Consider the following 24,511-nt stretch of genomic DNA (forward strand, 5'->3'; position numbering starts at 1 on the left):
CCGTCCGGGGCCATTTCAAGGGCCAGAAGCGCAAATCCGACTAAATTTCTCGACTTCTCCCTCCGCGCAGCGGCTGCCTGGCCGGCCAAGTTGAAGGGTGTTGGAAGACGTTGCGCGCCAAGCGTGGTTTTTGTGCTTTTTGAATCACCAGAAAAAGGCGGCTAGCGCGCCCGCTGCCACTGGACATCGCTGCCCCCGCCGGCCCGGTTGAGCACGCGCGCCAGCACGAACAGCAAGTCGGACAAGCGGTTCAGGTACTGGCGCGGCGCCTCGTTCAGGGCTTCCTGCGCGCCAAGCGCCACCAGCGCGCGCTCGGCGCGCCGGCACACCGTGCGGCACACATGCGCCACCGCCGCGGCCCGGCTGCCGCCCGGCAGGATGAATTCGGCCAGGCGCGGCAGGTTGGCATTGTAATGATCCAGCCATTGGTCGAGCTGCAGCACCTGCTCTGGCTTGACCAGCACGTAGCCGGGAATGGACAGCTCGCCGCCAAGGTCGAACAGGTCGTGCTGGATGTGCAGCAAGGCCGAGCGGACGTCGTCGGGCAGCGTCTCGGTGAGCAGCACGCCAAGGCTGGAGTTGAGCTCGTCGACGTCGCCGATGGCCGCGATGCGCAGGCTGTCCTTGCCCGTGCGGCTGCCGTCGCCGAGCCCGGTGGTGCCGGCATCTCCGGTGCGGGTGGCGATCTTGGAGAGGCGATGGCCCATGCGGGACTCCTGCGTTGGTGAGTCCGCCATTATGGCGTGCATCTGGCCGCTCGCGTTATCGCAAGGCCCGGCGCCGGGTGCCTGTTGCGGCGCCCGCCCCGCGAGCCGCCACGGGCGCGGCGTAGAATAACGGGATTCGCTTGATACGCTACCGGGTGCGAGTGCCGGCACCGTTCGGAGCCGGCCTGCCATGGCCGGCACTGCACGGCCCGCGGCCCCCGCAGACCCGCCGGAGACGCCATGAACCAACCCCTTGCCCATGCCGCGCTGGTGCGCCAACCCTTGCCCGCCGCCGTGCGCGACGCGCTGCAGGCCCGCTTCGGCGAGCGCTTCTCCACCTCCCCTGGCGTCTGCGACCACCATGGCCGCGATGAATCGCCCTTTCCGCCGGCCGCGCCCGACGGCGTGGTCTTCGCCCATACCACCGAGGAAGTGGCCGAGGTGGCCCGCCTGTGCAACGCGCACCGCGTGCCGCTGATCGCCTACGGCGCCGGCTCCTCGCTCGAAGGCCACCTGCTGGCGGTGGCCGGCGGCATCAGCCTGGACCTGTCGCAGATGAACAAGGTGCTGTCGGTGCAATCCGAGGACCTGAACGTGACGGTGCAACCGGGCGTGACCCGCAAGCAGCTGAACCAGGAAATCAAGGATACCGGGCTGTTCTTCCCGATCGATCCGGGCGCCGATGCGTCGCTGGGCGGCATGTGCGCCACCCGCGCCTCCGGCACCAACGCCGTGCGCTACGGCACCATGCGCGAGAACGTGCTGGCGCTGACGGTGGTCACCGCGGACGGCCGCATCATCAAGACCGGCACCCACGCGCGCAAGTCTTCCGCCGGCTACGACCTGACCCGCTTGATGATCGGCAGCGAAGGCACGCTGGGCATCCTCACCGAGGTGACGGTGCGGCTGTACCCGCAGCCCGAAGCCATCTCGGCAGCCATCTGCAGCTTCCCCAGCATGGGCAGCGCGGTGCGGGCGACCATCGAAACCATCCAGCTGGGCGTGCCGGTGGCGCGCGTGGAGTTTGTCGACGCGCTGGCCATCCGCGCCATCAACCGGCATGACAACCTGTCCATGCCGGAGATGCCGCACCTGTTTTTCGAATTCCATGGCACCGAGGCCGGCGTCAAGGAGCAGGCCGAGACCGTGCAGCAGATCGCCGCCGACAATGGCGGCCAGGGCTTCGAGTGGGCCACCCGCCCGGAAGACCGCAGCCGCCTGTGGAACGCACGCCATACCGCTTACTTCGCCATGCTGCAGCTCAAGCCGGGCTGCAAGGCAGTGACTACCGACGTGTGCGTGCCGATCTCCCGCCTGGCCGATTGCGTGACCGAGACCGAGCGCGACCTCAACGCGTCCAGCCTGCCCTGCCCGATCGTGGGCCACGTCGGCGACGGCAACTTCCACGTGGCGATCCTGACCGACCCCGAAAAACCCGAGGAACTGGCCGAAGCCGAGACCATCAACCGGCGCATCGTGGAGCGCGCGCTGGCCATGGGCGGCACCTGCACGGGCGAGCACGGCGTGGGCCTGCACAAGATGGATTTCCTGGTCAGCGAGCACGGCGAAGACGCGCTGGACCTGATGCGCGCCATCAAGAACGCGCTCGATCCCAACCACATCCTCAACCCGGGCAAGATCTTCCGCGCGGTGCGCTGAGGACCAGCGCGGCATGGCATCCGTGTTCAACCGCGTCCCGCCGCTGCACCTGCTGATCGCGTTCGAGGCCGCCGCGCGCCTGGGCAGCTTCGCGCGCGCGGCCGAGGAGTTGTCGGTCACGCCCAGCGCGGTCTCGCACCGCATCACACATCGACACCGAGCTGCACCTGGCCATCCCCTTCCTGGACGTGAAGGCGGAAGACACGGATGTGGAGATCCGCTACGGCACCGGGCGCTACCCCGACCTGAAGACCACCAAGCTGCTGGTCGAGCCCGTGTTCCCGGCCTGCGGGCGCGAGTACTACGAGCGCATCGACGGCCGCGCCATCACCAGGCCCGAGCACCTGCACAACCTGGTGCTGCTGCGCAGCCCGCTGGAACCCTGGAAGCCCTGGTTCGAGACCGCGGGCCTGGACTGGCCCGAGCCTCAGGCCGGCCCGCAATTCAACGACATCGGCCTGATGCTCGAAGCCATCGCCTCCAACCAGGGGGTGGCCCTGGTGCGCCAGCGCATGGCCCGCCACTGGCTGTCACTGGGCCAGATGGTACGGCTGCTGGACATCGAATCGGTATCGCCGCACGGTTACTACATCGTCGAGCGCGAACAGGCGCCGCTCAAGCCGGAGGCGCGGTACTTCGTCGACTGGCTGCTCAGCCTGGACTGGTAGCACCGCCGAACCCGAACCTGAACCCGAACCTGAACCCGAACCGACCGACCGACCGACCTGACCTGAACCTGAACCTGAACCTGAACATCAACATCGACGAAGAGGAATCCTGCCAATGCTAGCCCTGAAGCTGTTGCTGGTACCCGGCTTCATCGCATGCATCTCCGTGGCTGGCAAACGCTGGGGCCCCAGCGTGGCCGGCCTGCTGGCCGGCATGCCCGTGGTGGTTGGCCCGATCCTGTTCTTGATCGCACTGGAGCGTGGCGCGCCGTTTGCCGCAGCGGCGGCTACCAGCGCCCTCTGCGCCGTGTTCGCGTCGGTCGCGTTCAGCTTGGCTTATGCCTGGAGTTGCCGCCGGCACGGCTGGCCGCTGGCGCTATCCGCTGCCTTGGGTGCCTGGCTGGCCGCAGCGGCGTTGCTTGGCAGGCTGCCCTTCTCGCCCTTCACCGCCCTGGCTTTTGCGCTGCTCACGCTAGGCATCTGCCCGTCGCTCTTTCCGCCGCCGGGTCCCGCCGGGCGGGCGGCTCATATGTCTCGCGCGGGGCTGCTGATGCGCATGCTAGCCGGCGCGGCCCTGACGGTTGCGGTAACGACCCTGTCGGCATCGATCGGCTCTACCTGGAGCGGGCTGCTGGCTGTATTCCCCGTGCTTGGCATCGTGCTGTCGGTGTTCTCGCATCGGGCAGCCGGCCCGGATTTCGTCATCGCCTTGCTAACGTCGATGGCGGCAGGCTTGTTTTCCTTTGTCGTGTTCTGCTTCACCTTGGCCGTACTCTTGCCGCATGGCACCATCGCGATCGCCTTTCCCGTGGCAATCCTCGCCGCCGCCGTTACCCAATGGGCAGTCAAGGCATATCGGGAACGACGCGCCAGACGGCGGCCAGCGATTGCCAACCAGGAACCAGCATGATGCCCATGCAGATCCGCCTGCTCACCCCCAACGACGCTAGCGCCTTCCAGGCGCTGCGCCTCGAAGGCTTGCTCGAGGCGCCCGCCGCCTTCGGCTCCAGCTTCGAGGAAGAGCGTGACCTGGCACTGGCCACCATCGCCGGCCGCCTTGAGGCAACGGCCGAAAAGGCCGTGATCGGCGCCTTCGAAGCCACCGGGGACGGCACCGCGCTGGCTGGCGTGGTCGGGGTGATGCGCGAGGACAAGGTCAAGCAGCGCCATAAGGCGTTTATCTGGGGCATGTACGTGGCACCGCCCTATCGCGACCGGCGCCTCGGGCGGCAGCTGATGGAACAGGCAATGGCGGTGGCTGCCGCCATGCCCGGCCTGCGCCAGGTCACGCTCTGCGTCAACGTCATCAATGCGCCGGCGATTGCACTCTATGAGGCCATGGGCTTCGTGCGCTACGGCGTGGAGCCGCAGGCGCTCTATGTGGCACCGGACTATCACGACAAGCTGGAAATGGTGCACATGCTGGCGCCGCGCTGACCAAAAAACGCCCTATTGCCGCCTTGCGCCACGCCGGTGCTAAGCTGGATTGGTAGCGGCCGGCCCGCGAGGATCCTCCCCGCCACCGCCCGCAAGGCACGTTCCGGGCCAATGCCGTCATGAGCGATTTTGATCGCCCCGCCATGCGGAATTCACTTCGCCACGGGACTGCGCAGCCACCTGGCTGCGCTATAGTCCTTGCTCCCCACCCGCTCCCGCCCTGCTTTTTTGGCGAGCGCCGGCGGCCATAACAGGAGTTGCCATGAACGCCCCGCACGAAGTCTCACTGGTCGCCGACGACGCACGCCGCAACGCGTTGCTCGCCGGCCTGGCGAAAATCCTGCCCGATGCGGCGTTGTTGTGGAAACCCGAAGACACCGTGCCCTACGAGTGCGACGGCCTGGCGGCCTACCGCCAGGTGCCGATGGCCGTGGCACTGCCCGACAGCGAGGACCAGGTCTGCGCCATCCTGCGCCTGTGCCACTCGCTGCAGGTGCCCGTGGTGCCGCGCGGCGCCGGCACCAGCTGTCCGGCGGCGCCATGCCGATTGCCACCGGGCTGGTGCTGTCGCTGGCCAAGTTCAAGCGCATCATCAGCGTGGACGTGCGCTCGCGCACCGCGGTGGTCCAGCCCGGCGTGCGTAATCTCGCCATCTCCGAAGCCGCCGCGCAGTACAACCTCTATTACGCTCCCGATCCTTCCTCGCAGATCGCCTGCACCATCGGCGGCAATGTCAGCGAGAACTCGGGCGGCGTGCATTGCCTGAAATACGGCCTGACGGTGCACAACGTGCTGCGCGTGCGCGCCGTCACCATGGAAGGCGAAGTGGTGGAATTCGGCTCGGAGGCGCCCGACGCGCCGGGCCTGGACCTGCTGGCGGCTGTGATCGGCTCCGAAGGCATGCTGGCGGTGGTCACCGAGGTGACCGTCAAGCTGATCCCCAAGCCACAACTGGCGCAGGTGATCATGGCCAGCTTCGATGACGTGGCCAAGGGCGGCAACGCGGTGGCCGATGTGATCGGCGCCGGCATCATCCCGGCCGGGCTGGAGATGATGGACAAGCCCGCCACCGCCGCCGTGGAGGAATTCGTGCGCGCCGGCTATGACCTGGACGCCGCCGCCATCCTGCTGTGCGAATCCGACGGCACGCCGGAAGAAGTGGCCGAGGAAGTGGAGCGCATGAGTGAGGTGCTGCGCGCTTCCGGCGCCAGCCGCATCCAGGTGTCGCAAAGCGAGGCCGAACGGTTGCGCTTCTGGAGCGGGCGCAAGAACGCCTTCCCCGCCGCCGGGCGCATCTCGCCGGACTACTACTGCATGGACGGCACCATCCCGCGCAAGCATATCGGCACGCTGCTCAAGCGCATCGAGGAGATGGAGCGCAAGTACGGCCTGCGCTGCATGAACGTGTTCCATGCGGGCGACGGCAATATGCATCCGCTGATCCTGTTCGATGGTGCGGACCAGGACGAATGGCACCGCGCCGAATTGTTCGGCTCCGACATCCTGGAGAGCTGCGTGGAACTGGGCGGCACGGTGACCGGCGAGCACGGCGTGGGCGTGGAGAAGCTCAATTCCATGTGCGTGCAGTTCTCCGCGGAAGAGCGCGAGCTGTTCTTTGGCGTCAAGGCGGCCTTCGACCCGGCGCGCCTGCTCAACCCGGACAAGGCCATCCCCACGCTGGCGCGCTGTGCCGAGTACGGCCGCATGCATGTGAAGCGCGGCCTGTTGCCGCACCCTGACCTGCCGCGATTCTGAACATGGCCGCTCCAGACGCCACGCAACGCGCCCGCAGCAGCGCGCAAACCCGCCAGCGCCTCGGCAAGCCCGAGTCCGGCTGGCGCGAGCGCTGGTACACCATCATCTTCGAGGCCGACACGCGCAACGGGCGGCTGTTCGACATCACCCTGCTGCTGGCCATCGTGGCCAGCGTGCTGATTGTGGTGTTCGACAGCCTGCCGGCGGTAAGCCTGCGGCTGGGCCGCGTGTTCACGATGCTGGAGTGGCTGTTCACGCTGCTGTTCACCGCCGAATACCTGATGCGCATCGTGGTGGTGCGCCGCCCCTTGCGCTATGTGTTCAGCTTCTTCGGCGTGGTCGATTTCCTGTCGATCATCCCGACGTGGCTCGCCTTCTTCGTGCCCGAGCTGGCGTTCCTGATCGACGTGCGCCTGCTGCGGCTGCTGCGCGTGTTCCGGATCCTCAAGCTGACGGTGTATTTCGAGGAGGCGCAGATCCTGTACCGCGCGCTGGCCAACAGCCGGCGCAAGATCTTCGTCTTCCTTGGCACGGTGTTCATCATCACGGTGATCCTCGGCACCGTGATGTATGTGGTGGAAGGCCCGCAGCATGGCTTTACCAGCATCCCCGTGAGCATGTACTGGGCGGTGGTGACGCTGACCACCACCGGCTTCGGCGACATGGTGCCCAAGACGCCGCTGGGCCAGTTCATCACCTCGCTGACCATCCTGCTGGGCTACGGCATCATCGCCTTCCCGACCGGCATCGTGGGCGCCGAGCTGGCCGCCAGCATCATGAAACGGCCGCTGACCACGCGCACCTGCACCCATTGCCTGACCGAAGGCCACGATCCGGACGCTGGCTATTGCAAGCACTGCGGCAGCGAGCTGCCGCCTTACCAGGACGAGAGCGAACGCGAGCCGGCCGGCTCCGGCGCGGCAGCCGAGGCGTCACCCCGCCGTCCCACTTCTTCCGCCTGACTCAGTTCAGGCCGACACCAGCCAGCAACCATGCCAGCCATGCCAGCAGATCTGCAAGCCACCCTTACCGCCTTTCGCGATGCCATCCGGCACGCCACCGACACGCGCGCGCCGCTGCGCCTGCGCGGCGGCGGCAGCAAGGATTTCTACGGCCAGCAAGCGCAAGGGGCACTGCTCGACACGCGCGCCTACAGCGGCATCGTCGACTACGATCCGCCCGAGCTGGTGATCACCGCGCGCTGCGGCACGCCGCTGGTGGAGATCGAGGCGGCGCTGGCCGAGCGGCGCCAGATGCTGGCGTTCGAGCCGCCGCACTTCGGCTCCGGCGCCGATGCCGGCGACGCGGCCACGATCGGTGGCGCGGTGGCCGCCGGCCTGTCCGGCCCGCGCCGGCAGGCGGTGGGCGCGTTGCGTGATTTTGTGCTGGGCACGCGCGTGATGGATGGCCGTGGCGACATCCTGAGCTTCGGCGGCCAGGTCATGAAGAACGTGGCCGGCTATGACGTCTCGCGGCTGATGGCCGGATCGCTCGGCACGCTGGGGCTGATCCTGGAAGTTTCGCTCAAGGTGCTGCCGGTGCCCTTCGACGACGCGACGCTGCGCTTTGCGCTGGACGAGGCCGCGGCGCTCGACCGCCTCAACGACTGGGGCGGCCAGCCCCTGCCAATTGCCGCCTCGGCCTGGCACGACGGCGTGCTGCACCTGCGCCTGTCGGGCGCGGCGGCCGCGCTGCGCGCCGCGCGCGAGCGGCTTGGCGGCGAAGCCGTGGACGCCACACAAGCCGATGCATTGTGGCGCGCGCTGCGCGAGCAGAGCCACGCCTTCTTTGCCCCGGTGCAAGCTGGCCGGGCCCTGTGGCGCATTGCCGTGCCAACCACCGCCGCGCCGCTGGCGCTGCCCGGCGGGCAACTGATCGAATGGGGTGGCGGCCAGCGCTGGTGGCTGGGCGGCAGCGACAGCGCGGCCGACAGTGCCATCGTGCGCGCCGCGGCCCAGGCGGCCGGCGGCCATGCCACGCTGTTCCGCAACGGCGACAAAGCCGTGGGCGTGTTCACCCCGCTGTCCGCGCCCGTGGCTGCCATCCACCAGCGCCTCAAGGCGACGTTCGACCCCGCCGGCATCTTCAACCCGCAGCGCATGTACGCCGGCTTCTGAGCCACGGGCCGCAACGCACCACACCGCATCGATCCCCAGCCAAGGCACCGGAGAGTCCCCGAACCATGCAAACCACACTGGCCGAATTCCTGCGCGACACGCCCGACGGCGAAGAAGCCAAGTCCATCGTCGGCAAATGCGTGCATTGCGGCTTCTGTACCGCGACCTGCCCCACCTACCAGCTGCTCGGCGACGAGCTGGACGGCCCGCGTGGCCGCATCTACCTGATGAAGCAGGTGCTGGAGGGACAGCCCGTCACGGAAAGCACACGCCTTCACCTGGACCGCTGCCTGACCTGCCGCAACTGCGAATCCACCTGCCCCTCGGGCGTGAAGTACGGCCGTCTGGTCGACATCGGCCGCAAGGTGGTGGACGATCGCCTGGAGGCGCAAGGCATCCAGCGGAGAGCATGACACGCCCGGCGCTGTTCGGCACGGCCATGCGCATGGGCCAGCGCGTGCGCCCGCTGTTGCCGCAGGCGCTGCGCAACAAGGTGCCGCAAGCGGTCGATGCCGGCGCATGGCCGCGCACTACGCATGCGCGCAAGATGTTGTTGCTCGACGGCTGCGTGCAGCCCTCGATGTCGCCCAACATCAATGCCGCCACGGCACGCGTGCTCGACCGCCTTGGCGTGCAGCTGGTGGTGGCGCGCGAGGCCGGTTGTTGCGGCGCCGTGCGCTATCACACCGGCGACCACGACGGCGGCCTCGACAATATGCGGCGCAATATCGACGCCTGGTGGCCGGCGGTGCAAGCCGGCGCGGAGGCCATCGTGATGACGGCGTCGGGCTGCGGCGTGATGGTCAAGGAATACGGCCACCTGCTGCGCAACGATGCCCGCTATGCGGATCGCGCGCGCCAGATCTCGGCGCTGGCCAAGGATCTGTCGGAATTGCTGCCGAACTTCGCCGACGCCCTGCAAGACGCGGCCTCCGAGGCAAGACTCGGCAAAGGCACCAACGGCCGGCGCGTGGCCTATCATCCGCCCTGCACGCTGCAGCACGGCCAGCAGATCCGCGGCAAGGTGGAAGCCCTGCTGACGGGCCTGGGCGTGGACGTCAAGCTCTGCGCCGACAGCCACCTTTGCTGTGGCTCCGCGGGCACGTACTCGGTGCTGCAGCCCGTTTTGTCCTATCGGCTGCGCGACGAGAAGCTCGCCAATCTGCAGGCCTCGAATCCCGAGGCCATCGTCTCGGCGAATATCGGCTGCATCACGCACCTGCAAAGTGGCACCGGCACGCCGGTGATGCACTGGATCGAGCTGGTGGATCGCATGCTGGGGTAGGCTGGACGCGTGGTGCCGGGTTACCATGCGATGGCATTCACCCTTGCCTCCTTTCGCTCCTTTCGCCCCGCCCGCGCATGCTCCAGACCCTCGCCATCCTGCTGGTTTTCCAATCCGTCGGGGAAGCGCTCAGTTATTCCCTGAGCCTGCCCGTGCCCGGGCCGGTGATCGGCATGATCCTGCTGTTCGGCTGGCTCACATTCGACGACCGGCTGCTGCCAGTGATCCAGGGGACCACGTCCGAGCTGCTCAAGCATTTGTCGCTGCTGTTCGTGCCGGCCGGCGTCGGCATCATGGTGCACGCGCATCGCATCGGCGGGGAGTGGCTGCCGATCGTGGTGGCGCTGGTGGTGTCCACCTGGCTGGCGATCGCCACCACCGCGCTGGTGACGCGCGCGCTGATGGGCAAGCCCCGGCCGCCCGAGGATGCCGGCGCGCAAGGCGGATCGGGAGAACAAGCATGACGCCGCGCCTGAACGAGATCTGGGTCTACCTGGCGGCCAGCCCGCTGCTCGGCCTGACCGCCACCTTGCTGGCCTATGTCTTCGCGTTCCGCATCTATGAGCGCGCGCGCTTCTCGCCGCTAGCCAATCCGGTGATGATTGCGGTCGCGATCCTGGTCACGCTGCTGACAGTGACCGGCACGCCGTACAAGACCTATTTCGATGGCGCGCAGTTCGTCCACTTCCTGCTCGGGCCCGCTACCGTTGCGCTGGCGGTGCCGCTGTACATGCAGTTGCCCAAGCTGCGCAAGCACGTGTTCCCGCTGCTGGGCGGACTGCTGGCGGGATCGCTGGTGGCGGTGGTATCTGCCGTGGGCATCGCCTGGCTGCTGGGCGCATCGCCCGAGACCATGCGCTCGCTCGCGCCCAAGTCGGTCACCATCCCCATTGCCATGGGCGTGGCCGAGAAGATCGGCGGCCTGCCCTCGCTGACCGCCGTGCTGGTGATGGCCACCGGCATCATCGGCGCGGTCAGCGCCACCAAGCTGCTGAACCTGCTGCGCATTTCCGACTACACCGTGCGCGGCTTCGCCACCGGCGTGGCGGCGCACGGCATCGGCACCGCGCGCGCCTTCCAGGTCAATCAGGAGGCCGGTGCCTTCGCCGCGCTCGGCATGGGCCTGAACGGCGTGCTGACCGCCATCATCGTGCCGATGCTGGCGGCATGGATGCCGCGCTGATCCCTGCTGACAGGACGTTGTCAGGAGCCCCCGCGCATGATTCGTCTCTCCATCCCCCCTGAAAGAGACCATCATGAACGGACTGATCAACTGGCTTGAAATTCCTGTCACGGACATGACCCGTGCCATCCGATTCTACGAGCAGGTCTTCGAGACCACCCTCAAGCGCGAAACCATGGCGCAAACCGACATGGCTATCTTTGCCGACCGTGAGCCTGGCGGCGCACTGGTGGCCAGCGAGGGCTCGCGCCCTTCGGCCGATGGCTGCCTGCCTTACCTGCACACGCCGGGACTAACGGCGCTGCTGGCGCGTGTGCAGGCGGCGGGCGGCAAGACCGTGTTCGGCCCGCTGCAGTTGCCTGGCGATATCGGCCATATTGCGCATATCATCGACAGCGAAGGCAATCGCATCGGCCTGCACCAGCCGCTGGTAGGATAGTCTGCCACCGCGACCGTTCTACCAATACCCGCATAGCACCAAGATGAAGCCTAGATGAGCCGCCGCGCCGACCGCCTTTTCCAGATCGTCCAGGTATTGCGCGGGCGCCGCCTGACCACGGCGGCGCTGCTTGCGCAGCGGCTCGGGGTGTCCGAGCGCACGGTGTACCGGGATATCCAGGCGCTGTCGCTCTCAGGCGTTCCGGTCGAGGGCGAAGCGGGCATCGGCTACCGGTTGCGGGCCGACTATGACGTCCCTCCGCTGATGTTCACCGCAATCGAAGTCGAAGCGCTGGTGGCCGGGCTGCGGCTGCTCAAGGCCTGGGGCGGCGGGGCGCTGGCCGCCGCCGCCGATCCCGCGCTGGAGAAGCTGATGGCGGCGCTGCCGCCCGCGCGGCGTCATGCGGCGCAGCAAAGCCGCGTGTTCGCCCCTGAATTCGTCAACCTCCCCCACGTGCGCGACGCGTTTGACGTGGTGCACGGCGCCATGAACGCGCAACGCCTGCTGCGCCTGGACTACACCGATGCGCAACAGCGCGCCACCGACCGCATCGTGCAGCCGCTGGGCCTGTTCTTCTGGGGCAACAGCTGGCTGCTGGCTGCCTGGTGCACGACGCGTACCGACTATCGCAGCTTCCGCCTGGACCGCTGCCGCGGCATCGTCATGCTGGAAGACCGCTTCCATGAAACGCCAGACCGCTCGCTCAATGGCTTCCTGCGTGCGGTGCAACACACCAGCGGCTAGCCGGCCGATCGGCAGATAGGCTGATTGACAGGCTGATTCGGGACGCGTGCTACGCCGGCTCGGCCAGCAGTGTCTCGATGTCGCGCTTGATATCTTCGGGCTTGGTGGTGGGCGCGTAGCGCTTGAACACCGTCCCGTTGCGGCGCAGCAAGAACTTGGTGAAATTCCACTTGATCGCTTCCAGGCCAAGCACGCCCGGCTTCTCCGAGGTCAGCCAGCGATACAGCGGATGCGCGTTGTCACCCTTGACGTCGATCTTGCCGAACATCGGGAAAGTGACGTGGAAGCGCGATTCGCAGAACTGGCCGATCTGCGCGGCGTCGCCTGGCTCCTGCTTGCCGAACTGGTTGCAAGGAAAGCCCAGCACGGCAAGGCCACGGGCGGTGTACTGGTCCTGAAGTGCCTGCAGGCCGGCGTATTGGGGCGTGAAACCGCACTCGCTGGCGGTGTTCACGATCAGCAGCACCTTGCCGCTGAATTGCGACAGCGGCACCGGCTGGCCAGCGAGGGAGCTGGCTTCGAACTGGTAGACATTGCTCATGACGGAATCCTCGGGTAGCACGGCGGCGCACGGCAATGCGCGTCCCGCGCGAGACAGTGTACTAGGCGACGTGATGTGATGTGATGCGGTGCGGTGCGTGCTCAGATGACATTCAGGTGCTCGGTGCCGGCGCCCAGGTCGGGCTCGCGGTCCAGGCTGCCATGCAGCTTGATCATCAGCCGCAGGTCGTTGAGCGAGTCGGCATTGCGCAGCGCGTCTTCATAGGTGATCTTGCCGGCCTCATACAAGTCGAACAGCGCCTGGTCGAACGAGACCATGCCCTGCTCGCGCGATTTCTTGATGACTTCCTTCAGCGCGTGGATCTCGCCCTTGAAGATCAGGTCTGCCACCAGCGGCGTGCCGAGCATGATCTCCACCGCCGGCACGCGGCCCTTCTGGCCCTTGCGGGGCAAGAGGCGCTGCGACACCATCGCCTTGAGGTTGAGCGACAGGTCGATCAGCAACTGCTGGCGCTTTTCCTCGGGGAAGAAGTTGACCACGCGGTCGATGGCCTGGTTGGCGTTGTTGGCGTGCAGCGTAGCCAGGCACAGGTGGCCCGTTTCCGCGTACTGCATCGCGTATTCCATGGTTTCCCGATCGCGGATTTCGCCGATCAGGATCACGTCGGGCGCCTGGCGCAGCGTGTTCTTCAGCGCCACGTGCCAGGAGTCGGTATCGATGCCGACCTCGCGCTGCGTGACGATGCAGTTCTGGTGCGCGTGCACGTATTCGATCGGGTCCTCGATGGTGATGATGTGCCCATACGAATGCGCATTGCGGTGATCGAGCATGGCCGCGAGCGAGGTCGACTTGCCCGAGCCGGTGGCGCCGGTGACGATCACCAGGCCGCGCTTTGACATCACGATGTCATGCAGCGCCTGCGGCAGGTCGAGATCTTCCACGGAGGGGATGCGCGTGTTGATGGTACGCACCACCATGCCCGCCTTGCCCTGCTGGATAAACGCGGAGACGCGGAAACGCCCGGCATTGGGCACGGAGATCGCGAAGTTGCACTCGCGGCTGCTGTCGAACTCGCCCGACTGGCGCTCGTTCATGATCGAGCGCACCAGGCCGAGCGCCTGGGTAGGGTTGAGCGGTTGTTGCGAGACTGGCGTGATCTTGCCGTCGACCTTGATGGCGGGCGGAAAATCAGCGGTGATGAACAGGTCCGAGCCGCGGTTGCCCACCATCAGCTCAAGCAGGTCGTTGATGTACTTGGCGGCGGATTCGCGATCGAGCATGGCGGTGTCCTGGTTTGGTTGCGGCGGACTCGCCTCAGCCCGTGAAAGAGTCGGGGTTCTTGGCAATGGCGCGCGCATCGCTGTAGTTGATGATGCCGCGCTTGATCAGGTCCGACAGGCACTGGTCCAGCGTCTGCATGCCAAGCCCGCTGCTGGTCTGCATCATCGAGTACATCTGCGCGATCTTGTTCTCGCGGATCAGGTGGCGGATAGCCGGCGTGGCGATCATGATCTCGTGTGCGGCCGTGCGGCCGTTGCCGTCGCGCGTCTTGAGAAGCGTTTGCGAAATCACCGCTTCCAGCGATTCGGACAGCATGGTGCGCACCATGTCTTTCTCTTCCGGCGGGAACACGTCGACAACGCGGTCGATGGTCTTCGCTGCCGAACTGGTGTGAAGCGTGGCAAACACCAGGTGGCCGGTTTCGGCCGCGGTCAGCGCCAGGCGGATGGTTTCCAGGTCGCGCAGCTCACCCACCAGCACCACGTCCGGATCCTCACGCAACGCGGAGCGCAGCGCGTTGGCGAAGGAGTGCGTGTGCGGTCCCAGCTCGCGCTGGTTGATCAGGCTCTTCTTGGATGTGTGCACGAACTCGATCGGGTCCTCCACCGTGAGGATGTGGCCCATGTCTTGATCGTTGCGGTGGTCCACCATCGCGGCCAGAGTGGTGGACTTGCCCGAGCCGGTCGGGCCGGTCACCAGCACCAGGCCGCGCGGCTTCATGCACAGGTCGGCGAACACCGCCGGCGCGCGCAGGTCTTCCAGCGTCAGTACCTTGGAGGGAATGGTCCGGAACACCGCCGCGGCGCCGCGCTGCGTGGTGTAGGCATTGACCCGGAACCGCGAGAGGCTGGCGATCTCGAAAGAAAAGTCGATTTCCAGCCGTTCCTCATATTGCTTGCGCTGGGTGTCGCTCATGATGTCGTACACCATGGCGTGGACATCCTTGTGACCCATCGCGGCCACATTGATGCGGCGCATATCGCCGTGGATACGCACCATCGGCGGCATGTCTGCCGAGAGATGGAGATCGGACGCCTTGTTCTTGACGGCGAAGGCTAATAGCTGCGCGATGTCCATCTATAATGACCCCACCTTTTTTTGTCGTACTTTGTTGTACTTCTTGATATGTTCGCCGGATTATGTCTGTAATCGCCGCCAACTTGCAAGCCGTCAACCGGCGCGTCGCGGCAGCCGCACAACAGGCCGGGCGACCGGCCGGTGAAGTCACGCTTCTGGCGGTCTCCAAGACCTTTCCCGCCACCGCGGTGCAGGCCGCGTTCGACGCCGGCCAGCGCGCCTTTGGCGAGAACTATGTACAGGAAGGCGTCGACAAGATTGCACAGCTCGCGGGCCTGCGCGACCAGCTGAGCTGGCACTTCATCGGCCCCCTGCAGAGCAACAAGACACGTGCCGTGGCCGAGCAGTTCGACTGGGTCCACGCCATCGACCGCCTGCGCATCGCCGAGCGGCTGTCGGCGCAGCGTCCCGTCGGCATGGCGCCGCTGCAGGTCTGCCTGCAGGTCAATATCAGCGGCGAAGCCAGCAAGAGCGGCGTCGCGCCGGATGAAGTGCCGGCGCTGGCACGCGCCGTGGCGGCGCTACCCGGGCTGCGGCTGCGCGGCCTGATGGCCATTCCGGAACCGCACAGCGATACGGCGGCCCAGCGCCGGCCGTTTGCCGCGCTGCGCGCCCTGCTCGCCACCTTGCGCGCCGCCGGGCTGGATGTAGACACCTTGTCGATGGGCATGTCCGCCGACATGGACGCCGCCATTGCCGAGGGCGCTACCGTGGTGCGCATCGGCACCGCCATATTCGGCGCACGCGACTATGCCACGGCCCCCGAGGCGACACCGGCCAAGCCGGGCTGAACGCCGACCCCCTTCTTCCTAGACGATTCCCAGCAAGAGACCGACATGCTCAACACTCTCACCTTTGGTTTCCTCGGCGGCGGCAATATGGCCACCGCCCTGATCGGCGGCCTGATCGCCCGGGGCGTGCCGGCCACCTCGATCCGCGTGGTCGATCCGTTCGATGAGGCGCAGGCACGCCTGCGGCGCGACCTCGGGGTGCATGCATCGGGCGCGCCCGACGCCGCCTTTGGCAAGAGCGACGTGCTCGTGCTGGCGGTCAAGCCGCAGCAGTTCCGCGAAGCGGCGGCTTCGCTGCTGCCGCACCTGGGCGACAACCTGATCGTGAGCGTGGCCGCCGGCATCCGCCTGGCCGACATGCAGCGCTGGTTCGGCGGGCGCACCCGCCTGGTGCGCGCCATGCCCAACACGCCGGCGCTGGCCGGCCTGGGCATGACCGGCCTGGCCGCCGTGCCCGGCCTGCCCCAGCAGGACCGTGACATTGCCAGCGCATTGGCCCAGGCCGTAGGCAAGTGCGAGTGGGTGGAAGGCGACGCGCAGATCGACGCGGTCACCGCCATCTCGGGCAGCGGCCCGGCCTACGTCTTCTACTTCGTCGAAGCCATGGAGAAAGCCGCCGTCGAACTCGGCCTGGACGCCGCGCAAGGGCGCGCGCTGGCTGTGGAAACCTTCCGCGGCGCCGCGGCCCTGGCGGCACAGTCGGAAGAGCCGGTCAGCCTGCTGCGCGAGCGGGTAACCTCCAAGGGCGGCACCACCTACGCGGCGCTCACCGCCATGCAAGCCGCCGGTATCGGCGAAGCCTTCGTCAAGGCCATGCACGCCGCCGCCGGACGCGCGACGGAAATGGGCGCGGAGTTTGGCAAGGATTGAGCCGGGTGCGTCCTTTCCCGCGGCGGCGGGGAAGGACGCAAACCGCCAGGACCCTGGCGCGCAGCCTCAGCGCAACGCGTAGGCTGCCGCCACCCCGGCAAACACACAAGCGCCCAGCCAGTTGTTGTGCCGGAACACGGCAAAGCACTTCATGCGATCCCGCCCGCGGATCAACGTGTAGTGATACACCGCGCATCCCGCCGCAGCCACTAGCCCGATCCAGTACGGCCAGCCCAGCCCGAACTGCGATCCGGCCCAGGCCATCAGCCCCAGGAACACCGCATAGCAGATCATGACGGCGGCGACATCAAAGCGCCCGAACGTGATGGCCGAAGTCTTCAGGCCGAGCAGCAAGTCATCGTCGCGGTCCACCATGGCATAGGCGGTATCGTAGGCCACCGCCCAGAACACGTTGGCCAGCAACATCACCCACGCCACCACCGGCACCTGGTCCTGCACTGCGGCGAACGTCATCGGGATGCCGAAGCCGAAAGCAATGCCGAGGTAGGCCTGTGGGATGGCAAAGAACCGCTTGAAGAACGGATAGGTGCCCGCAAGCACGGCCGCCACCACCGCCAGCCACTTGGTAAATCCGTTGAGCGGCGTGATCAGCGCGAAGGCCGCGAGCGCCAGCACCACCGCCACCGCGACGGCCTCCCACGCGGCAATCTTGCCCGCGGTCAGCGGCCGCTCCTTGGTGCGCTTGACGTGCTTGTCGAAGTCGCGGTCGGCCCAGTCGTTCATGGCGCAGCCGGCGGAGCGCATCAGCAAGGTGCCGATGACGAAGATCCAGAACAGGCTCCACGCCGGCTGGCCGCCCGAGGCCATCCACAGTGCCCACAGCGTGGGCCACAGCAGCAGCAGCGTGCCGATGGGCTTGTCGAGGCGCACCAGGCGCGCGTACAGGGCTAAGCGTTCAAACATGGCGAGGGGCCCGCGGCAGGGGGTCGGGAAAGGCAATGGCATTCAACGAAAAACGCGCCGCGACCCGGTCTGGGCGCGGCGCGCACATCCACGCGGTTTTTTCGTGCGTCTGCATGCGCTGGGTCAGCAGGTCGGCGGAGGGTTCGTCGCCGGCGGCGTCAATGGCCGGGAACAGCGAGCGCGCGGTGCGCACCACGGCTTCCTGGCCTTCGACCAGCTTGCGGATCATCTCGGTGGCTTCGGGCACGCCCTCTTCCTCGGCGATCGACGACAAGCGGGCGTATTCCTTGTACGTGCCCGGTGCCGGGTAGCCCAGCGCGCGGATACGTTCGGCGATCGAATCCACGGCGAGCGCCAGCTCGGTGTATTGCGTCTCGAACATCAGGTGCAACGTGTTGAACATCGGACCCGTGACGTTCCAGTGGAAGTTATGGGTCTTGAGATAGAGCGTGTAGGTATCCGCCAGCAACTTGGACAGGCCTTCCGCGATCTTCTTGCGCTCTTTGTCGGAAATGCCGATGTTCACGCTCATCTCATTCTTCTTTGCCATGATAGGTACGCTCCAGTCTGGGGTGGCTCTGACAACTGCCGCGCCACGGGACGCGGCACAACCCGCACATTATGGCATCACCCGGTAAAGCCGGACAAACCCGTGGCCGCGTCCATGAACATCGCGACCGCACCCAGCGCGGTCGCCGCCAGCCCGATCTCCGTGCGCCACAACTTGCGCTGCAGGCGCGCCGCGTCCGCGCGGCGGGGGCTGTCGTGGGCGGCGTGCTGCAACTGCTGAAACTCGCTGACGAACATTCTGAACATGGCCATGATGGTTCTCCTTGCCGGGCTTTCAGGGTGGCCCCGGCTCGGGGCCACCCGCACTGCCTTACTTCATTGCTTGCGCATTACTTGAGGTTGAGCGCGCGCCTGACACCCTCGCCATAAGCCGGATCGGCCTTGGTGAAGTGCTGCAACTGCACCCGCACGATGTCTTCCGGCACGCCCTGCATGGCCGCCGCGATGTTCGCGTAAAGACGCTGGCGCTGGGCCTCGTCGAACAGGCGGAACAGCGCGCCCGGCTGGCTGTAGTAATCGCTGTCGACACGGTGGTCGAAGCGGTCGGCCGCGCCGTCCAGGGCCAGGGGCGGCTCGATGGCGCGCTCGCTGGCGGCGTAGGCGCCCTCGCGGTTCGGCTCGTAGTTGAGCTTGCCGCCCTGGTTGCCGTCCACGCGCATCGCGCCATCGCGGTGGAAGGTATTGTGGAACGGGCACTTGGGCGCATTGACCGGGATCTGGTTGTGGTTCACGCCCAGGCGATAGCGCTGCGTGTCGCCATAGGAGAACAGCCGGCCCTGCAGCATCTTGTCGGGCGAGAAGCCGATGCCCGGCACGATGTTGGACGGGTTCATCGCGACCTGCTCCACCTCGGCGAAGTAGTTGTCCGGGTTGCGGTTGAGCTCCATCACGCCGATGTCGATCAGCGGATAGTCCTTGTGCGGCCACACCTTGGTGAGGTCGAACGGGTTGATGTGGTACTTGGCCGCATCGGCTTCGGGCATGACCTGCACACGCACGTTCCAGCGCGGGAAGTTGCCGCGCTCGATGTTCTCGAACAGGTCGCGCTGCGCGCTTTCGCGATCGCCCGCCACCACCTTGGCCGCTTCCTCGTTGGTCCAGTTGGCGATGCCCTGCTGCGACTTGAAATGGAACTTCACCCAGAAACGCTCGTTGGCCGCGTTGATGAACGAGAAGGTATGCGAGCCGAAACCATGGATCTGGCGATAGTTCTGCGGCAGGCCACGGTCGCTCATCAGGATGGTGACCTGGTGCAGCGATTCCGGATGGCGCGACCAGAAATCCCACACGGCGATCGGGTCGCGCAGGTTGGTGCGCGGATTGCGCTTTTGCGTGTGGATGAAATCCGGGAATTTGAGCGGATCGCGCACGAAGAACACCGGCGTGTTGTTGCCGACCACGTCCCAGTTGCCTTCATCGGTATAGAACTTGACCGAGAAGCCGCGCACATCGCGCTCGGCGTCGGCCGCGCCACGCTCGCCCGCCACCGTGGAGAAGCGCATGAACATCGGCGTCTGCTTGCCAACGCTGGCAAAGATCGAGGCCTTGGAAAAGCGCGTGATGTCGTGGGTCACCGTGAACGTGCCGTGGGCGCCCGAGCCCTTGGCGTGCACGCGCCGCTCGGGGATGACTTCGCGGTCGAAGTGAGCGAGCTTCTCCAGGAACCACACGTCCTGCAGCAGCATCGGGCCGCGCGGGCCCGCGGTCTGCGAATTCTGGTTGTCGGCGACCGGCGCGCCGGCGGCGGTGGTGAGAGTGTCCTTGTCCTTGCTCATCTTGGCCTTATTTTTTCGTGGGTTGGAACGGGGAAGTCTGGCTGGATGCAGGAAGTCTACGGGATGGCTATTGAATTACAAATTCAATTATTTCTAACTATGAAATAGAGCATGCCTATGCGTTGGCTGCGCGCCAGCATGGCATAGGACCAAGAGCCAGTGAAGTTAGAAAAATCGTGAGGGGAGAAAGACGAAGGCAGGAGAGCCTGCCGCCAGCACGGCGGCGGCAGGCCGGGCGCGCTCAGGCCGCTTCAGCCAGTTCCTTGGCCAGCATGCTGACACCTGGCAAGTCGCAGGCAGCCACCGCGCGGCGCAACGCTTCCATGGCCGGCAGGCGGGTAAAGCTCTTGCGCCAGGCCAGTACCACGCGCCGGTCGGGCACGGGATCGGTAAAGGGCACGTAGGCCAGCAGGTCGTTCTTGTTGGGCTTCAGGTCCGGCACCGAAGTCCGTGGCAGAACAGTGATGCCGACGCCACTTGCGACCATATGGCGGATGGTTTCCAGCGAGGAGCCTTCGAAGGTCTTCTGGATGCCGTCGGCCGCCTGCGAGAAGCGCGACAGCTCCGGGCACACGCCCAGCACCTGGTCGCGGAAACAATGTCCGCTGCCCAGCAGCAGCATGGTCTGCTGCTTGAGCTCATCGGGATCCACCTTGCCGGCATGCTCCAGATGGTGGCCGCGCGGTACCGCCACGACGAACGGCTCGTCATAGAGCGGTTGCACGGTCAGCCCGGAATCGGCAAAAGGCTCGGCCATGATGGCGCAATCGATCTCGCCCTGCTTGAGCAGCTCGATCAGCTTGACCGTGTAGTTTTCCTGCAGCATCAGCGGCATCTGCGGCACCGTCTGGATCATTTCCTTGACCAGCGTGGGCAGCAGGTAGGGCCCGATGGTGTAGATCACGCCGAGGCGCAACGGCCCGGCCAGCGGATCCTTGCCCTGCTTGGCGATCTCGCGGATGGCCATGGTCTGCTCCAGCACGCGCTGTGCCTGCGCCACGATCTGCTCGCCGATCGGCGTCACCGAGACTTCGGAGGTGCCGCGCTCGAAGATCTGCACATTGAGTTCGTCTTCCAGCTTCTTGATCGCCACCGACAGCGTCGGCTGCGACACGAAGCAGGCTTCGGCCGCCCGGCCGAAATGGCGCTCGCGCGCTACGGCGACGATGTACTTGAGTTCGGTGAGCGTCATGACTTATCAATTTCCATTAAGCGATAGATTTTACCTTCGATTCGACGTTCTGTCAGAGATCCCAAGCAAGGCGGCGCGAGCGATACCGGATGGCAACCAGATGGCCCGCGCATGGGGAGACCCTGCCATCACATCACGCCTTCAGGTAGTGTTCCCTGCCGCCCAGCCAGCGCAGCAAGTGCGCTTCTACCGCCTCCGGAAAGCGCAACAGCATCAGCTCGGCGGCCTCCTGCGCATAGTCCACCAGCCAGGCATCGGTGTTGAGATCGGCGAAACGCAGCATCGCCTCGCCGGACTGGCGCGCGCCGAGGAACTCGCCCGGGCCGCGTATTTGCAGGTCGCGCCGGGCGATCTCGAAGCCGTCGGTGGTTTCGCGCATGGTTGCCAGGCGCTCGCGCCCGGTGGGCGACAGCGGTGCCTGGTACATCAGCAGGCAGACCGATTCCGCGCTGCCCCGCCCTACCCGGCCGCGCAACTGGTGCAGTTGCGCCAGGCCAAAGCGCTCGGCATGCTCGATCACCATCAACGAGGCGTTGGGCACGTCCACCCCCACCTCGATCACGGTGGTGGCCACCAGCACCTGCAGGCGGTTGGCCGTGAAGTCTTCCATCACCGCGGCCTTCTCCGCCGGTGGCAGGCGCCCGTGCACCAGTCCCACCTTGAGCTCGGGCAAGGCGGCGACCAGGGTTTCATAGGTTTCCACCGCGGTCTGCAGTTGCAGCGCCTCGCTCTCCTCGATCAGCGGGCAGACCCAGTAGACCTGGCGGCCATCGGCGGCGGCGTGGTGCACGCGCTCGATCACCTCGTCGCGGCGCGCGTCGTTGACCAGCCGGGTCACCACCGGCGTGCGCCCGGGCGGCAATTCGTCGATCACCGAGACGTCGAGGTCGGCGTAGTAGGTCATGGCCAGCGTGCGCGGGATCGGCGTGGCCGACATCATCAACTGGTGCGGCACGGTTTCCGCAATCTTGCCGGTCTTCCCCTGCGCGGCGGCGGCGTCGGGATCGGCCTTGCCGCGCAGCGCCAGGCGCTGGGCCACGCCGAAGCGATGCTGCTCATCGACCACGGACAAGCCCAGGCGGGCAAACTTGACGCTGTCCTGGATCAGCGCGTGGGTGCCGATGGCCAGCTTGGCCTCGCCGGACTCGACCTTGGCCGCGGCCTCGCGCTTGGCGCGCGTCTTCAGGCTGCCGGCCAGCCACACCACCGGCACGCCCAGCGGCTCCAGCCAGGCGGAAAGCTTGCGGAAATGCTGCTCGGCCAGGATTTCGGTCGGCGCCATCAGCGCGGCCTGGTAGCCGGCATCGATGGCCTGGCAGGCGGCCAGCGCCGCCACGATGGTCTTGCCGCTGCCAACGTCGCCCTGCAACAGGCGGTGCATCGGATGGGGCGCGCCCATGTCCTTGGCGATTTCCTCCACCACGCGCTGCTGCGCGCCGGTCAGCTTGAACGGCAGCGCCGCCAGGAAGGCGCTCAGTAGCCCCCCCTCGCGGCGCGGCATGGGCGGCGCGCTCTTGTCGCGCCGCGCCGCCTGGGAGCGCTTGAGGGAGAGCTGCTGCGCCAGCAGTTCATCGAGCTTGATGCGTTGCCAGGCCGGGTGCGAGCGCTCGATCAGCGCGTGCTCGTCCACCTCCTGGGGCGGCGAGTGCAGCAGGCGCAAGCACTCCGGCAAGGCCTGCAGCTTGAGCTGGCCCAGCGGGCCTTGCAGCACGGGCAACGGCAGGGTCTCCGGCAGCGGCGTGCGCGCCAGCGCGCCGCCGATGGCTTTCAGCGCCTCGCCGGGCGTCACCGCGCGCACCGTGGGATGGACCATCTCCGCGCCGAAGAAGCCGCCGCGCAGCTCGCCGCGCACCCGCAGGCAGGCGCCTTCGGCCATCAGCTGGGCCTGGCTGCCGTAGAAATTGAGGAAGCGCAGCGTCAGTTCGCCGGTATCGTCGGCGATCTTGACCACCATCTGGCGGCGCGGGCGCAGGCTGACCTCGTTGGAGGCGACCACGCCCTCGACCTGCACCGTCAGCCCCATCCCCGCGCGCCCGATGGCATCGGCGATCGGCAGCAGCGTGGTCTCGTCCTCATAGCGCATCGGCAGGTGCAGCACCAGGTCGACATCGCGCTTGAGGCCGAGCTTGTGCAGCCTGGCCATGGCCGAGGACGGCTTGCCGGCGGCAGCGCCCTTGGCCGCCGCCTTGCCCGCACGGCCCGGCTTGTCGCCGGCGCGTGCCGCGGGCAGGCTGTCGGTGGTTTCCGGGATTCGGTCGGGAGCGGTTCCTGGCATCTGGGGCGTGGCTGGCGATTCGGGTCGGGGCGCGAGCCTGGTGGCACGCTCTGGTTGGCGCAAATACGCGACATCACGCGCGCCCGGGCGGCGGGGCCGCCCCAAGCCTTACAATATCGGATTCGCCGATTGTACCTATGCCGGCCGCGCCACCGCGCGGTCTGCGGCCGTTTTTGCCCCCATGATGCTGACGCTGTCCGATTTTGACTTTGCCCTCCCGCCCGAATTGATCGCCCAGACCGCCTTGCCGGAGCGCGGCGCGAGCCGGCTGCTGGTAGTGGATGCGGACGCCCGGGAAGGCACTACCCGCCTCACAGACCGCGCGTTCACCGACATCGTCGACTACCTGCGTCCCAATGATTTGCTGGTGTTCAATGACACCCGCGTCATCAAGGCGCGCTTCTTCGGGCAAAAGGGCAGCGGCGGCAAGGTCGAGGTGCTGGTCGAGCGGGTGCTGGACAGCCACACCGTGCTGGCCCAGGTGCGCGCCTCCAAGACGCCGCCCGTGGGCAGCCTGCTGCGCCTGGCGGATGCCTTCGACGTCACAGTCGGCCCGCGCGTGGACCAGTTCTTCACGCTCACCTTCCCGGAGCCGGCGCTGGACCTGATCGAGCGCCACGGCCGCCTGCCGCTGCCGCCGTACATCACCCACGACCCCGACGCCTTCGACGAAACCCGTTACCAGACGGTCTACGCCCGCGCCCCCGGCGCGGTGGCCGCGCCCACCGCCGGCCTGCATTTCGACGAGGCCCTGTTCGCCCGGCTCGATGCGATGGGCGTGCGCCGCGGCTTCCTGACCCTGCACGTGGGCGCCGGCACCTTCCAGCCGGTGCGCACCGAGAACCTGGCCGAGCACAAGATGCACGCCGAGTGGTACGAAGTCTCGGACGCGCTGGCCCAGGCCGTGCGCGACACGCGCGCGGCCGGTGGCCGGGTGATCGCGGTCGGCACCACGTCCCTGCGCGCGCTCGAGTCCGCCGGCGCCGCCGATGGCACGCTGGCCGCCGGCCGTGGCGACACCGAAATCTTCATCACGCCCGGCTATCGTTTCCGGGTGGTCGATGCGCTGATCACCAACTTCCACCTGCCCAAGTCGACCTTGCTGATGCTGGTATCGGCGCTGGCCGGGGTGGAGCCCATCCGCGCCGCCTACCGCCATGCGGTGGCCGAGCGCTACCGCTTCTTCAGCTACGGCGACGCCATGCTGCTGACGCGCCAGCCCCAGCCCTGAGCGCGCCGCGCCAGCCCGAACCTGAATCC

General features: G+C 67.0%; 22 protein-coding genes and 3 pseudogenes. 15 read left to right on the forward strand and 10 right to left on the reverse strand.

Translation table 11 applies throughout. The features are described 5' to 3' along the window. Positions 1-161 precede the first annotated feature (161 nt). The gene (locus OR16_RS08470) at positions 162-707 is read right to left on the reverse strand and encodes a cob(I)yrinic acid a,c-diamide adenosyltransferase (RefSeq protein ID WP_006157555.1); all 546 of its coding nucleotides are present in this window, start codon (positions 705-707) and stop codon (positions 162-164) included. Between the two features lie 240 nt (positions 708-947). On the opposite strand from OR16_RS08470, the gene OR16_RS08475 reads away from it, so the two are divergent. From OR16_RS08475 to OR16_RS08530, 12 genes and pseudogenes are all read left to right on the forward strand, one after another. Continuing rightward, a complete protein-coding gene (locus OR16_RS08475) occupies positions 948-2,366 on the forward strand; it encodes an FAD-binding oxidoreductase (RefSeq protein ID WP_006157556.1) in 1,419 nt (472 codons plus the stop codon). Positions 2,367-2,379: 13 nt separating this feature from the next. Continuing rightward, positions 2,380-3,034 (forward strand): annotated as a pseudogene (locus tag OR16_RS08480) (LysR substrate-binding domain-containing protein). Positions 3,035-3,149: 115 nt separating this feature from the next. Next, positions 3,150-3,944, forward strand: a complete 795-nt coding sequence (locus tag OR16_RS08485; protein WP_006157558.1) for a hypothetical protein — start codon at positions 3,150-3,152, stop codon at positions 3,942-3,944. After that, a complete protein-coding gene (locus tag OR16_RS08490; RefSeq protein WP_043419002.1) occupies positions 3,941-4,471 on the forward strand; it encodes a GNAT family N-acetyltransferase in 531 nt (176 codons plus the stop codon). Before OR16_RS08485 ends, OR16_RS08490 begins: the two co-directional genes overlap by 4 nt. A gap of 262 nt (positions 4,472-4,733) precedes the next feature. Beyond that, positions 4,734-6,226: pseudogene (locus OR16_RS08495) on the forward strand (FAD-linked oxidase C-terminal domain-containing protein). Between the two features lie 2 nt (positions 6,227-6,228). Then, complete coding sequence (locus tag OR16_RS08500; protein WP_006157562.1) at positions 6,229-7,188, forward strand: ion transporter; 960 nt, start codon at positions 6,229-6,231, stop codon at positions 7,186-7,188. Positions 7,189-7,227: 39 nt separating this feature from the next. After that, positions 7,228-8,343, forward strand: a complete 1,116-nt coding sequence (gene glcE / locus OR16_RS08505) for a glycolate oxidase subunit GlcE (RefSeq protein WP_006157563.1) — start codon at positions 7,228-7,230, stop codon at positions 8,341-8,343. Between the two features lie 65 nt (positions 8,344-8,408). Beyond that, positions 8,409-9,628: pseudogene (gene glcF, locus OR16_RS08510) on the forward strand (glycolate oxidase subunit GlcF). Between the two features lie 77 nt (positions 9,629-9,705). Beyond that, a complete protein-coding gene (locus OR16_RS08515) occupies positions 9,706-10,092 on the forward strand; it encodes a CidA/LrgA family protein (RefSeq protein WP_006157564.1) in 387 nt (128 codons plus the stop codon). Beyond that, positions 10,089-10,811 carry an LrgB family protein gene (locus OR16_RS08520; RefSeq protein WP_006157565.1) on the forward strand — a complete coding sequence of 241 codons (723 nt, stop codon included), beginning with the start codon at positions 10,089-10,091 and terminating at the stop codon, positions 10,809-10,811. Before OR16_RS08515 ends, OR16_RS08520 begins: the two co-directional genes overlap by 4 nt. A 73-nt stretch (positions 10,812-10,884) precedes the next feature. After that, on the forward strand, positions 10,885-11,250 hold the full coding sequence (locus tag OR16_RS08525; protein ID WP_006157566.1) for a VOC family protein: 366 nt from the start codon (positions 10,885-10,887) through the stop codon (positions 11,248-11,250). Between the two features lie 54 nt (positions 11,251-11,304). Then, positions 11,305-11,994, forward strand: a complete 690-nt coding sequence (locus OR16_RS08530) for a helix-turn-helix transcriptional regulator (protein ID WP_006157567.1) — start codon at positions 11,305-11,307, stop codon at positions 11,992-11,994. Between the two features lie 49 nt (positions 11,995-12,043). On the opposite strand, the gene OR16_RS08535 is transcribed toward OR16_RS08530, so the two are convergent. From OR16_RS08535 to OR16_RS08545, 3 genes are all read right to left on the reverse strand, one after another. Then, a complete protein-coding gene (locus tag OR16_RS08535; RefSeq protein WP_006157568.1) occupies positions 12,044-12,535 on the reverse strand; it encodes a glutathione peroxidase in 492 nt (163 codons plus the stop codon). Positions 12,536-12,636: 101 nt separating this feature from the next. Further along, positions 12,637-13,776, reverse strand: coding sequence for a PilT/PilU family type 4a pilus ATPase (locus tag OR16_RS08540; protein WP_006157569.1), 1,140 nt, complete (start codon positions 13,774-13,776; stop codon positions 12,637-12,639). A gap of 34 nt (positions 13,777-13,810) precedes the next feature. Further along, positions 13,811-14,854, reverse strand: coding sequence for a type IV pilus twitching motility protein PilT (locus OR16_RS08545; RefSeq protein ID WP_006157570.1), 1,044 nt, complete (start codon positions 14,852-14,854; stop codon positions 13,811-13,813). A gap of 62 nt (positions 14,855-14,916) precedes the next feature. Between OR16_RS08545 and OR16_RS08550 the strand changes: the two genes are divergently transcribed. Both OR16_RS08550 and proC read left to right on the forward strand, forming a co-directional pair. Beyond that, positions 14,917-15,645 (forward strand): YggS family pyridoxal phosphate-dependent enzyme, encoded by a 729-nt coding sequence (locus OR16_RS08550; protein WP_006157571.1) that lies wholly within the window; start codon positions 14,917-14,919, stop codon positions 15,643-15,645. Between the two features lie 45 nt (positions 15,646-15,690). Continuing rightward, positions 15,691-16,515, forward strand: a complete 825-nt coding sequence (gene proC / locus OR16_RS08555; protein WP_006157572.1) for a pyrroline-5-carboxylate reductase — start codon at positions 15,691-15,693, stop codon at positions 16,513-16,515. Between the two features lie 66 nt (positions 16,516-16,581). Here proC and ubiA read toward each other — a convergent pair whose 3' ends face one another. From ubiA to recG, 6 genes are all read right to left on the reverse strand, one after another. Next, positions 16,582-17,439: a 4-hydroxybenzoate octaprenyltransferase gene (gene ubiA / locus OR16_RS08560; RefSeq protein WP_006157573.1), complete on the reverse strand. Its 858-nt coding sequence runs from the start codon at positions 17,437-17,439 to the stop codon at positions 16,582-16,584. Beyond that, a complete protein-coding gene (locus OR16_RS08565; protein ID WP_006157574.1) occupies positions 17,432-17,989 on the reverse strand; it encodes a Dps family protein in 558 nt (185 codons plus the stop codon). The genes ubiA and OR16_RS08565 overlap by 8 nt, the downstream gene beginning before the upstream one ends. Positions 17,990-18,066: 77 nt before the next feature. Further along, positions 18,067-18,261, reverse strand: a complete 195-nt coding sequence (locus OR16_RS08570; protein ID WP_006157575.1) for a hypothetical protein — start codon at positions 18,259-18,261, stop codon at positions 18,067-18,069. 77 nt (positions 18,262-18,338) lie between these two features. After that, a complete protein-coding gene (locus tag OR16_RS08575) occupies positions 18,339-19,784 on the reverse strand; it encodes a catalase (RefSeq protein WP_006157576.1) in 1,446 nt (481 codons plus the stop codon). A 241-nt stretch (positions 19,785-20,025) separates the two neighbouring features. Further along, positions 20,026-20,976 carry a LysR substrate-binding domain-containing protein gene (locus OR16_RS08580; protein WP_006157577.1) on the reverse strand — a complete coding sequence of 317 codons (951 nt, stop codon included), beginning with the start codon at positions 20,974-20,976 and terminating at the stop codon, positions 20,026-20,028. A 133-nt stretch (positions 20,977-21,109) separates the two neighbouring features. Continuing rightward, positions 21,110-23,251, reverse strand: coding sequence for an ATP-dependent DNA helicase RecG (gene recG, locus OR16_RS08585; RefSeq protein WP_006157578.1), 2,142 nt, complete (start codon positions 23,249-23,251; stop codon positions 21,110-21,112). A gap of 184 nt (positions 23,252-23,435) precedes the next feature. Between recG and queA the strand changes: the two genes are divergently transcribed. Continuing rightward, the gene (gene queA / locus OR16_RS08590) at positions 23,436-24,482 is read left to right on the forward strand and encodes a tRNA preQ1(34) S-adenosylmethionine ribosyltransferase-isomerase QueA (RefSeq protein ID WP_006157579.1); all 1,047 of its coding nucleotides are present in this window, start codon (positions 23,436-23,438) and stop codon (positions 24,480-24,482) included. The last annotated feature ends 29 nt before the right edge of the window (positions 24,483-24,511 follow it).

It is taken from the genome of Cupriavidus basilensis OR16, assembly GCF_000243095.1.
GTDB classification, from domain to species: Bacteria; Pseudomonadota; Gammaproteobacteria; order Burkholderiales; family Burkholderiaceae; genus Cupriavidus; species Cupriavidus basilensis_D.

Coding starts and splice junctions, on each gene's coding strand:
- OR16_RS08490 (WP_043419002.1), top strand. CDS start 3,941: ATGATGCCCATGCAGATCCGCCTGCTCACCCCCAACGACGCTAGCGCC.
- glcE (WP_006157563.1), top strand. CDS start 7,228: ATGCCAGCAGATCTGCAAGCCACCCTTACCGCCTTTCGCGATGCCATC.
- OR16_RS08500 (WP_006157562.1), top strand. CDS start 6,229: ATGGCCGCTCCAGACGCCACGCAACGCGCCCGCAGCAGCGCGCAAACC.
- OR16_RS08575 (WP_006157576.1), bottom strand. CDS start 19,784: ATGAGCAAGGACAAGGACACTCTCACCACCGCCGCCGGCGCGCCGGTC.
- OR16_RS08540 (WP_006157569.1), bottom strand. CDS start 13,776: ATGCTCGATCGCGAATCCGCCGCCAAGTACATCAACGACCTGCTTGAG.
- OR16_RS08475 (WP_006157556.1), top strand. CDS start 948: ATGAACCAACCCCTTGCCCATGCCGCGCTGGTGCGCCAACCCTTGCCC.
- ubiA (WP_006157573.1), bottom strand. CDS start 17,439: ATGTTTGAACGCTTAGCCCTGTACGCGCGCCTGGTGCGCCTCGACAAG.
- OR16_RS08515 (WP_006157564.1), top strand. CDS start 9,706: ATGCTCCAGACCCTCGCCATCCTGCTGGTTTTCCAATCCGTCGGGGAA.
- OR16_RS08485 (WP_006157558.1), top strand. CDS start 3,150: ATGCTAGCCCTGAAGCTGTTGCTGGTACCCGGCTTCATCGCATGCATC.
- recG (WP_006157578.1), bottom strand. CDS start 23,251: ATGCCAGGAACCGCTCCCGACCGAATCCCGGAAACCACCGACAGCCTG.
- OR16_RS08535 (WP_006157568.1), bottom strand. CDS start 12,535: ATGAGCAATGTCTACCAGTTCGAAGCCAGCTCCCTCGCTGGCCAGCCG.
- OR16_RS08565 (WP_006157574.1), bottom strand. CDS start 17,989: ATGGCAAAGAAGAATGAGATGAGCGTGAACATCGGCATTTCCGACAAA.
- proC (WP_006157572.1), top strand. CDS start 15,691: ATGCTCAACACTCTCACCTTTGGTTTCCTCGGCGGCGGCAATATGGCC.
- queA (WP_006157579.1), top strand. CDS start 23,436: ATGCTGACGCTGTCCGATTTTGACTTTGCCCTCCCGCCCGAATTGATC.
- OR16_RS08550 (WP_006157571.1), top strand. CDS start 14,917: ATGTCTGTAATCGCCGCCAACTTGCAAGCCGTCAACCGGCGCGTCGCG.
- OR16_RS08520 (WP_006157565.1), top strand. CDS start 10,089: ATGACGCCGCGCCTGAACGAGATCTGGGTCTACCTGGCGGCCAGCCCG.
- OR16_RS08525 (WP_006157566.1), top strand. CDS start 10,885: ATGAACGGACTGATCAACTGGCTTGAAATTCCTGTCACGGACATGACC.
- OR16_RS08530 (WP_006157567.1), top strand. CDS start 11,305: ATGAGCCGCCGCGCCGACCGCCTTTTCCAGATCGTCCAGGTATTGCGC.
- OR16_RS08580 (WP_006157577.1), bottom strand. CDS start 20,976: ATGACGCTCACCGAACTCAAGTACATCGTCGCCGTAGCGCGCGAGCGC.
- OR16_RS08570 (WP_006157575.1), bottom strand. CDS start 18,261: ATGGCCATGTTCAGAATGTTCGTCAGCGAGTTTCAGCAGTTGCAGCAC.
- OR16_RS08545 (WP_006157570.1), bottom strand. CDS start 14,854: ATGGACATCGCGCAGCTATTAGCCTTCGCCGTCAAGAACAAGGCGTCC.
- OR16_RS08470 (WP_006157555.1), bottom strand. CDS start 707: ATGGGCCATCGCCTCTCCAAGATCGCCACCCGCACCGGAGATGCCGGC.